This window comes from Hanstruepera sp. CR43, assembly GCF_055227665.1.
Window position 1 is genome coordinate 59444 of record NZ_CP200078.1, and the last position, 11364, is coordinate 70807.

The following is an 11364-nucleotide window of genomic DNA, read 5'->3' on the forward strand; positions in this document are numbered from 1 at the left end:
CTGTGTTATGTTAACGCATTATTTAATCAAACTAAAATGTTATGTTAATGTACACTTTTTCCTCAAAATCAAGAGCTGTGAATTGTTGGAGCTCGTTAAAAAAATTATCCTCTAGTAGGAATGAGAAAGCCATTAGTTCAAGCAACATTAAATTGTTGTTGATGTCGATGGCTTTTTTATTGATTTCTATTCAGGGATTTAGCCAAAATCAAGAAGCGGTGATTACCACCAATGCGATTGATTCGAATTTAGGTTGTAATCCTGTTGTGGTTCCACCTCAATTCAACACCGACGTTAAATGTGATATTATAGTCAGTACCAGTGGCCCTCAAAATGCCGGAGGTTTTGATTGTAGTTTTTCACAAACTTGGACAGCATATTTATCAAAAAAATGCGATTATATTGCTGAACCTGTAAGTATTACCTACACATGGACTGAAGACAATTTACCTCCAAAGGTAATTTGTAATGGAGTCACCGGAGGTGATTTGGGATGTAACCCAGGAGTCAATTCCTAGTGGAGAAAGTTTAATAGATTTTTTTGATGTTGATGACAATTGTTTTGGAGCCGCTGATAATTCAGTGGTTTTTGTGGATGAAACAATTCTAGATGACGAAGGATGTGAAAGAAGTGTAACATATGTATTTAAAGCCACAGACCCTTGTGGTAATACCTCATTCGATTTTGAAGCCTGTAGAGTAACCTATACTTGGACTGTGGATATGGAAGCACCAGTTATCACAACCAATGGACAAAGTGGTGATTTGGGTTGTAACCCAGAGATCATACCACCGATATTCAAGGCAGATGACAACTGTGCAGGAGAAGTAGAATTAGAAGCTTCTACCGAAGGACCAATGAATGATGGTTGTGCATACAGCCAAACATGGACTGCAAACTACACTGACCCATGTGGTAATCAAGCAGAGCCAGTATCTGTTACCTACACATGGACAGTAGATATGGAAGCGCCAGTAATCACAACAGATAATGAGAGTGGCGACTTGGGCTGTAACCCAGAAGTTATGGCACCAATGTTTGGAGCAACGGATAACTGTGGTGTTGGTGAGCCAATGGTCACAACAGAAGGCCCAACCAATGATGGTTGTGCTTACAGCCAGACTTGGACAGCCAATGTAACAGACAACTGTGGTAACCAAGCAGAAGCAGTAAGTATTACTTATACTTGGACGGTAGATACCGAAGCACCAGAATTAACATGTCCAGAAGCTCAAGATTTTGGTTGTAATCCAGAACTTGTTCCTGTACCTCGTGTTGATGGAGCAATGATGCCTGCGGCTATATTGAATTTAACAGCTGAATGGACTGATAACTGCAGCGGTTCAGGAACTACGGATGATTGGTTTGTAGTTGCTCGTTGGAGTGATTTTGAAGGCTGTGACAGATCTGTATTTGTACGTTATAGAGAATATGATGATTGTGGCAATATAGGAACATGTGATGTAACTTTCACATGGACAATAGACACAGAAGCACCAATAATCACAACAGATAATGAGAGTGGAGACTTGGGTTGTAACCCAGAAGTTATGGCACCAATGTTTGGAGCAACCGACAACTGTGGTGTAGGTGAGCCAATGGTCACAACAGAAGGCCCAACCAATGATGGTTGTGCTTACAGCCAGACTTGGACAGCCAATGTAACAGACAACTGTGGTAACCAAGCTGAAGCAGTAAGTATTACTTATACTTGGACAGAAGATACAGAGGCACCAGTAATCACTCCTGAGAACGAAAGTGGTGATTTGGGTTGTAACCCAGAGATTGTACCACCTACCTTTAAGGTGAATGACAACTGTATGCAACAAGCTTCCTTAACAGGAATGGTTATAGAGGGAGAAACTGAAGGACCAACTAATGACGGTTGTGCTTACAGCCAGACCTGGACAGCAAATTATACAGACCCATGTGGTAATCAAGCAGAGCCTGTATCTGTAACTTACACATGGACTGTGGATATGGAAGCACCAGTTATTACTACCGATGGACAAAGTGGTGATTTGGGTTGTAACCCAGAGATTGTACCACCGATATTCAAGGCAGATGACAACTGTGCTGGTGACGAGATTGAATTGGAAGCTTCTACCGAAGGTCCAATGAATGATGGATGTGCTTACAGCCAGACCTGGACAGCAAATTATACAGACAACTGTGGTAATCAAGCAGAGCCAGTATCTGTGACCTACACATGGACAGTAGATATGGAAGCACCAGTAATCACAACAGAAAACGAAAGTGGTGATTTAGGTTGTAACCCAGAAGTTATGGCACCAATGTTCGGGGCAACGGATAACTGTGGTGTAGGTGAGCCAATGGTCACAACAGAAGGACCAACCAATGATGGTTGTGCCTACAGCCAGACCTGGACAGCCAATGTAACAGACAACTGTGGCAACCAAGCAGAAGCAGTAAGTATTACTTATACTTGGACAGAAGATACAGAGGCACCAGTAATCACTCCTGAGAACGAAAGTGGCGACTTGGGTTGTAACCCAGAGATTGTACCACCTACCTTTAAGGTGAATGACAACTGTATGCAACAAGCTTCTTTAACAGGAATGGTTATAGAGGGAGAAACTGAAGGACCAACTAATGACGGTTGTGCTTACAGTCAGACCTGGACAGCGAATTACACTGACCCATGTGGTAATCAAGCAGAGCCTGTATCTGTAACTTACACATGGACTGTGGATATGGAAGCACCAGTTATTACTACCGATGGACAAAGTGGTGATTTGGGTTGTAACCCAGAGATTGTACCACCGATATTCAAGGCAGATGACAACTGTGCTGGCGATGAGATTGAATTGGAAGCTTCTACCGAAGGTCCAATGAATGATGGTTGTGCATACAGCCAAACATGGACTGCAAACTACACGGACCCATGTGGTAACCAAGCAGAGCCAGTATCTGTGACCTACACATGGACAGTAGATATGGAAGCACCAGTAATCACAACAGAAAACGAAAGTGGTGATTTAGGTTGTAACCCAGAAGTTATGGCACCAATGTTTGGAGCAACCGACAACTGTGGTGTAGGTGAGCCAATGGTGACAACAGAAGGACCAACCAATGAGGGTTGTGCATACAGCCAGACTTGGACAGCTAATGTAACAGACAACTGTGGTAACCAAGCTGAAGCAGTAAGTATTACTTACACTTGGACTGTGGATATGGAGGCACCAGTTATTACTACCGATGGACAAAGTGGTGATTTGGGTTGTAACCCAGAGATCATACCACCGATATTCAAGGCAGATGACAACTGTGCAGGAGAAGTAGAATTAGAAGCTTCTACCGAAGGACCAATGAACGATGGTTGTTCATATAGCCAAACCTGGACTGCAAATTATACAGACCCATGTGGTAACCAAGCAGAGCCAGTATCTGTGACCTACACATGGACAGTAGATATGGAAGCACCAGTAATCACTACAGAAAATGAGAGTGGTGATTTAGGTTGTAACCCAGAAGTTATGGCACCAATGTTTGGAGCAACGGATAACTGTGGTGTTGGTGAGCCAATGGTCACAACAGAAGGCCCAACCAATGATGGTTGTGCTTACAGCCAGACTTGGACAGCCAATGTAACAGACAACTGTGGTAACCAAGCAGAAGCAGTAAGTATTACTTATACTTGGACGGTAGATACCGAAGCACCAGAATTAACATGTCCAGAAGCTCAAGATTTTGGTTGTAATCCAGAACTTGTTCCTGTACCTCGTGTTGATGGAGCAATGATGCCTGCGGCTATATTGAATTTAACAGCTGAATGGACTGATAACTGCAGCGGTTCAGGAACTACGGATGATTGGTTTGTAGTTGCTCGTTGGAGTGATTTTGAAGGCTGTGACAGATCTGTATTTGTACGTTATAGAGAATATGATGATTGTGGCAATATAGGAACATGTGATGTAACTTTCACATGGACAATAGACACAGAAGCACCAATAATCACAACAGATAATGAGAGTGGTGACTTGGGCTGTAACCCAGAAGTAATGGCACCAATGTTTGGGGCAACGGATAACTGTGGTGTAGGTGAGCCGATGGTTACAACAGAAGGCCCAACCAATGAAGGTTGTGCATACAGTCAGACCTGGACAGCTAATGTAACTGACAACTGTGGTAACCAAGCTGAAGCAGTCAGTATTACTTACACTTGGACTGTGGATATGGAAGCACCGGTTATCACAACCAATGGACAAAGTGGTGATTTGGGTTGTAACCCAGAGATCGTACCACCGTTGTTCAAGGCAGATGACAACTGTGCTGGTGACGAGATTGAATTGGAAGCTTCTACCGAAGGTCCAATGAATGATGGATGTGCTTACAGCCAGACCTGGACAGCAAATTATACAGACCCATGTGGTAATCAAGCAGAGCCATTATCTGTTACCTACACATGGACAGTAGATATGGAAGCACCAGTTATTACTACCGATGGACAAAGTGGTGATTTGGGTTGTAACCCAGAGATTGTACCACCGATATTCAAGGCAGATGACAACTGTGCTGGCGATGAGATTGAATTGGAAGCTTCTACCGAAGGTCCAATGAATGATGGTTGTGCATACAGCCAAACATGGACTGCAAACTACACGGACCCATGTGGTAACCAAGCAGAGCCAGTATCTGTGACCTACACATGGACAGTAGATATGGAAGCACCAGTAATCACAACAGAAAACGAAAGTGGTGATTTAGGTTGTAACCCAGAAGTTATGGCACCAATGTTTGGAGCAACCGACAACTGTGGTGTAGGTGAGCCAATGGTGACAACAGAAGGACCAACCAATGAGGGTTGTGCATACAGCCAGACTTGGACAGCTAATGTAACAGACAACTGTGGTAACCAAGCTGAAGCAGTAAGTATTACTTACACTTGGACTGTGGATATGGAGGCACCAGTTATTACTACCGATGGACAAAGTGGTGATTTGGGTTGTAACCCAGAGATCATACCACCGATATTCAAGGCAGATGACAACTGTGCAGGAGAAGTAGAATTAGAAGCTTCTACCGAAGGACCAATGAACGATGGTTGTTCATATAGCCAAACCTGGACTGCAAATTATACAGACCCATGTGGTAACCAAGCAGAGCCAGTATCTGTGACCTACACATGGACAGTAGATATGGAAGCACCAGTAATCACTACAGAAAATGAGAGTGGTGATTTAGGTTGTAACCCAGAAGTTATGGCACCAATGTTTGGAGCAACGGATAACTGTGGTGTTGGTGAGCCAATGGTCACAACAGAAGGCCCAACCAATGATGGTTGTGCTTACAGCCAGACTTGGACAGCCAATGTAACAGACAACTGTGGTAACCAAGCAGAAGCAGTAAGTATTACTTATACTTGGACGGTAGATACCGAAGCACCAGAATTAATATGTCCAGAAGCTCAAGATTTTGGTTGTAATCCAGAACTTGTTCCTGTACCTCGTGTTGATGGAGCAATGATGCCTGCGGCTATATTGAATTTAACAGCTGAATGGACTGATAACTGCAGCGGTTCAGGAACTACGGATGATTGGTTTGTAGTTGCTCGTTGGAGTGATTTTGAAGGCTGTGACAGATCTGTATTTGTACGTTATAGAGAATATGATGATTGTGGCAATATAGGAACATGTGATGTAACTTTCACATGGACAATAGACACAGAAGCACCAATAATCACAACAGATAATGAGAGTGGTGACTTGGGCTGTAACCCAGAAGTAATGGCACCAATGTTTGGGGCAACGGATAACTGTGGTGTAGGTGAGCCGATGGTTACAACAGAAGGCCCAACCAATGAAGGTTGTGCATACAGTCAGACCTGGACAGCTAATGTAACTGACAACTGTGGTAACCAAGCTGAAGCAGTCAGTATTACTTACACTTGGACTGTGGATATGGAAGCACCGGTTATTACTACCAATGGACAAAGTGGTGATTTGGGTTGTAACCCAGAGATCGTACCACCGTTGTTCAAGGCAGATGACAACTGTGCTGGTGACGAGATTGAATTGGAAGCTTCTACCGAAGGTCCAACCAATGATGGATGTGCTTACAGCCAGACCTGGACAGCAAATTATACAGACCCATGTGGTAATCAAGCAGAGCCATTATCTGTTACCTACACATGGACAGTAGATATGGAAGCACCAGTAATCACAACAGAAAACGAAAGTGGTGATTTAGGTTGTAACCCAGAAGTTATGGCACCAATGTTCGGGGCAACGGATAACTGTGGTGTTGGTGAGCCGATGGTCACAACAGAAGGCCCAACCAATGAGGGTTGTGCATACAGTCAGACCTGGACTGCAAACGTTACTGACAATTGTGGTAACCAAGCAGAAGCAGTAAGTATTACTTATACATGGACTGTGGATATGGAAGCACCGGTTATCACAACCAATGGACAAAGTGGTGATTTGGGTTGTAATCCTGATGAAATAATACCACCGATATTTAAGGCAGATGACAACTGTGCAGGAGAAGTTGAACTAGAAGCTTCTACCGAAGGTCCAATGAACGATGGATGTGCTTACAGCCAGACCTGGACAGCAAACTATACTGACCCATGTGGTAACCAAGCCGAGCCTGTAAGTGTAACTTATACTTGGACGGTAGATACCGAAGCACCAGTTATCACGACGAATGGACAGAGTGGTGATTTGGGCTGTAACCCAGAGATTATACGTCCTCAATTTAAAGTAGATGATAACTGTCAAGATGGTGAAATGGAAATTGAACCTGTAACAAGCGGCCCATCAAATAATGGATGTTCTTATAGTCAAACATGGACGGCTAATTATACAGATCCTTGTGGCAACGTTGCGGCTGAATTAAGTGTGACTTACACTTGGACTGTTGATACGGAAGCACCTGTTATTACAACCAATGGACAAAGTGGCGATTTGGGCTGTAACCCAGAGATCATACCACCATTGTTTAAAGCAGAGGATAACTGTGCAGGTATTGTATATTTAGATCCAGAAACTGAAGGACCAATGAACGATGGTTGTGCATACAGCCAGACCTGGACAGCGAACTATACCGATCCATGTGGTAATGCAGCTGAAACTGTAAGTGTAACATACACTTGGATTGTGGATACCGAGGCTCCTGAAATTGAAATTCCGGATATGGATCCAATGTGCAACGGTACATTCCCTAAAAATGTTACAGTTAACTGGACAGATAACTGTTCAGATGGCGGGGAACTACATGCTGGTCCTACAAATATTGTAGTATCTGAATGCCAAGAGACTGCGGATTATGTATTTACGGTTACTGATGATTGTGGAAACACAGCTACAGAGACATTAACATTAATACGTGAATTCGATATCATTGGAGAATGTGAAACAGCATTCGGTAGATCGGTTGATAATAGTATATGCTTTATACCTGACTTTAGTCGTTGGGGATGGACTAACTATTTTGAGACTGAAGGTGTTTATACTTTAGAAATGTATGCTGGAGCAGCTCATTGTGATATCACCAGAGGTGCTTATGCAGGGGATGTGATTGTAACTTATGAAAATGGTCAAGTAACTCTAGAATTTAATATAGATGAAGGTTATACCATGAGTGAAGCACATGTTTACGTAGGATGCAATATGTACCCAACAGGAAACAATGGTAGTCCAACTGTGGCGCCTGGACAGTACAATTTTAACCCTAGCGGATTTGGCGATGGAGTATCAAACTATACTGTTGGTCCTATTGATGCAAATGGTCCAATATATGTTATTGCTCATGCCAATGTTTGTGAAGTAACTTGTAGCTGTTCGGTTTCTGAACATGAAGGCGGTCAATTTGTGCCATCTAATTACGACCCTGTCAATTGTGGAGCTGATTTAACCAATGATGAAGTTCCAGAAGAGATCTCTTTTAGAGCACATCCAGTACCATTCGACAATGAAGTGTTCATCAATTACGTATATGATTTTGACACAGATGTTGTAGTTGAAGTGTTTGATACTAGAGGAGTAGTAGTTAGAAAAGTTGCCAATAACAATTATGTTAAAGGTACTGAAGGTACTACAAGAATAGATTTATCAGATACCAATAATCAATTCTACTTTGTAAGATTAACAACAAGTAAAGGAACAGTTACCAAAAAGATTGTTTCTTCTAGTCCGCAAAGAAGAGATTAAAGTTTAATCCATAAAATGAAAAAGGGAGCATTTAAATGCTCCCTTTTTTTATTAAAAAATAAAAGGCTTATGATTCACATAAATCATTGGCCCATTTAATTGCTTCATCAAGATTATTATAAGTTTTAAAGGGCTTTGAAAGAAACACACTTTCCAGATCAGTATTGTCAATAACAATTTTCTTCCCAGTAACAACCGCAAAACCAACGAGATTTTCAATTTTTGAAGTTCTAAAGTATATATTGGGATCGACTGCATAGGAATTTAATCTATGGGTGATATAAACAAAATTCTTGCCTGAAAAATAGCCATTGGAAATGTTTTCAAGTACATCATTCAATTCAGGTAAAATGGTCACCCCTTCATTCATAACAGCTATCAAATAATTGTCATAAATGGTGATTTTTCCAAAGGAGTATGTTAAGATTTTCCCCATATTATAAAGGTAATGATTTTAAAATTTAAACAAAAAAAACTCCGCAAAACGCGGAGTTTTCAAGTTTATGATTCTTTTATTTAAGATTCAGTTTTCTTTTTTGGAGACTCAATTTTTATTTTAAGTTCATTGGTTTTGGTGTCCAAATCCATTGAAATTTTATCGCCTTCAGAAATTTGAGAATTTATAATTTCTTCTGCCAATGCATCCTCTATATACTTTTGAATAGCTCGTTTAAGGGGTCTAGCTCCATATTGTTTATCGAAACCTTTATCAGCAATAAAATCCTTGGCGGCTTTGCTCAATTTTAATGTATACCCTAGATCTTTAATACGCAGAATCAATTTTTCAAGTTCAATATCTATGATCTTATTAATATCTTCTTTTTCAAGCGCATTGAAAACAACTACATCATCAATTCTATTTAAAAATTCTGGTGCAAATGCTTTTTTCAAGGCATTTTCAATAACACTTCTGGCATTGGCATCTTCTTGAGCTTTTTGAGAGGCTGTCCCAAAACCAACACCAGTTCCAAAATCTTTAAGTTTTCTTGACCCGATGTTTGAGGTCATAATGATGATCGTATTGCGAAAATCAATTTTTCGTCCTAAACTATCGGTTAAATAACCATCATCCAAAACTTGCAATAACATGTTGAAGACATCAGGATGTGCTTTTTCAATTTCATCTAAAAGAACTACGGCATAAGGTTTACGCCTAACTTTTTCGGTTAGTTGTCCACCTTCTTCATAACCCACATAGCCTGGAGGTGCACCAATCAGTCGCGATATAGCAAATTTTTCCATGTATTCACTCATGTCAATTCTAACGAGTGAATCCTCACTATCAAATAGTTCTTTTGATAGAACTTTAGCTAATTGTGTTTTACCAACTCCTGTTTGACCTAAAAATATAAAAGATCCAATCGGTTTGTTAGGGTCCTTAAGTCCAGCTCTGTTTCTCTGAATGGCTTTGACGACTTTAGCAACGGCATCGTCTTGACCGATAACCTTTCCTTTAATTAATTCAGGTAATTTTGCTAATTTATTGCTTTCGGTTTGAGCAATTCTATTTACGGGAATACCTGTCATCATGGAGACTACATCGGCTACATTGTCTTCAGTAACTATTTCACGATGTTGTTTAGTTTCTTCTTCCCATTTTTCTTGAGCAATAGCCAATTCTTTTTCAATGCGTTTTTCGTCATCACGTAATTTAGCTGCCTCCTCGTATTTCTGTTTTTTTACCACAGAAGATTTGGTTTCCTTAACAGCTTCAAGTTGTTTTTCCAAATCAATTATTTGATCAGGAACATTAATATTGGTGATATGAACACGAGAACCAGCTTCATCTAAAGCATCAATAGCTTTATCTGGAAGAAAACGATCTGTCATATACCTGTTCGTCAATTTTACACAAGCTTCGATGGCTTCTGGTGTATAATCTACATTATGGTGATTTTCGTATTTCTCCTTGATATTATTCAATATTTCAATAGTTTCCTCAACAGAAGTTGGTTCAATGATAACCTTTTGAAAACGACGTTCTAAAGCACCATCTTTTTCTATATACTGTCTGTATTCATCTAAAGTTGTTGCACCAACACATTGAATTTCACCTCTAGCTAAAGCTGGTTTAAACATATTGGACGCATCTAAACTTCCTGTTGCGCCACCAGCACCTACAATAGTGTGAATTTCGTCTATGAACAAGATAATGTCGTCATTTTTTTCAAGCTCATTCATAACAGCTTTCATACGTTCTTCAAACTGCCCACGATATTTGGTCCCAGCAACCAAGCTGGCTAAATCAAGTGTTACAACACGCTTGTTGAATAGAATTCTAGATACTTTTCGCTTTACAATTCGGTTGGCTAAACCCTCTGCAATTGCCGATTTACCAACACCTGGCTCACCAATAAGGAGCGGGTTGTTTTTCTTTCTTCGACTTAAAATTTGTGAGACGCGCTCAATTTCTTTTTCTCTACCCACAACAGGGTCAAGCTTGCCTTCTTCGGCTAAAGCCGTTAAATCGCGTCCAAAATTGTCTAAAACAGGTGTTTTAGACTTTTTATTTGTCTTACCAGAGGGAGAATTAAATAAATTGTCCTTTGAAGTATCCTCATCCGCTGAATCATCATCTTGAAAAGATTCTGCTTTGGGTTCTATATAATTTTCGTCATTTGTTATCATAAATTTAAACTGCTCTTTAACATTGTCATAATCAACTTTCAACTTATTCAAAAGTTTTGTGGTAGGGTCATTCTCATTCCTTAAAATACAAAGTAGTAAATGTGCTGTATTTATAGAGGTGCTTTGGAATAATTTAGCTTCCAAAAAAGTGGTCTTAAGAGCACGTTCTGCTTGTCTTGTAAGGTGTAAGTTCTTCTTTTCATTTGATGCAACCGCTACATTTGGATTTGCAGGACTTAAAATTTCCACCTTTCGTCTCAAATGGTTTAAATCTATCTCTAAAGCATTCAAAATATTAATAGCCTTTCCGTTGCCATCTCTTAATAGCCCGAGCATTAAATGTTCGGTACCAATAAAATCATGACCCAAACGTAAAGCTTCCTCTTTACTGTAAGCTATAACATCTTTAACTCTTGGTGAAAAATTATCATCCATAAATAAAATCCTTTCTGCATTAAATGTACTAAACATATTTTTAAGGTCAAAAACTGTACCTAAATTATGCTCTTTGCTAATAGACAAAAAAAAGTTTATAAAATCAAAATAATTAACAGCATACTT

General features: G+C 40.3%; 4 protein-coding genes. 2 read left to right on the forward strand and 2 right to left on the reverse strand.

Annotated features, from left to right (window positions below; translation table 11 throughout):
- Window positions 1-167: 167 nt before the first annotated feature.
- A complete protein-coding gene (locus tag ACKXGU_RS00215; protein WP_463466075.1) occupies window positions 168-518 on the forward strand; it encodes a hypothetical protein in 351 nt (116 codons plus the stop codon).
- Window positions 469-8175: a T9SS type A sorting domain-containing protein gene (locus tag ACKXGU_RS00220; RefSeq protein ID WP_463466076.1), complete on the forward strand. Its 7707-nt coding sequence runs from the start codon at window positions 469-471 to the stop codon at window positions 8173-8175. The genes ACKXGU_RS00215 and ACKXGU_RS00220 overlap by 50 nt, the downstream gene beginning before the upstream one ends.
- A gap of 67 nt (window positions 8176-8242) precedes the next feature.
- Here the strand turns inward: ACKXGU_RS00220 and ACKXGU_RS00225 are convergent, their stop codons facing one another.
- Window positions 8243-8611 (reverse strand): hypothetical protein, encoded by a 369-nt coding sequence (locus ACKXGU_RS00225; protein ID WP_463466077.1) that lies wholly within the window; start codon window positions 8609-8611, stop codon window positions 8243-8245.
- Between the two features lie 80 nt (window positions 8612-8691).
- Window positions 8692-11238 carry an ATP-dependent Clp protease ATP-binding subunit gene (locus ACKXGU_RS00230; RefSeq protein WP_463467393.1) on the reverse strand — a complete coding sequence of 849 codons (2547 nt, stop codon included), beginning with the start codon at window positions 11236-11238 and terminating at the stop codon, window positions 8692-8694.
- Between the last annotated feature and the right edge of the window lie 126 nt (window positions 11239-11364).

What these genes read in the sequence shown, in the direction of transcription:
- ACKXGU_RS00230 (WP_463467393.1), bottom strand. Translation starts at nt 11,238, where the DNA reads ATGGATGATAATTTTTCACCAAGAGTTAAAGATGTTATAGCTTACAGT.
- ACKXGU_RS00215 (WP_463466075.1), top strand. Translation starts at nt 168, where the DNA reads ATGGCTTTTTTATTGATTTCTATTCAGGGATTTAGCCAAAATCAAGAA.
- ACKXGU_RS00220 (WP_463466076.1), top strand. Translation starts at nt 469, where the DNA reads ATGGAGTCACCGGAGGTGATTTGGGATGTAACCCAGGAGTCAATTCCT.
- ACKXGU_RS00225 (WP_463466077.1), bottom strand. Translation starts at nt 8,611, where the DNA reads ATGGGGAAAATCTTAACATACTCCTTTGGAAAAATCACCATTTATGAC.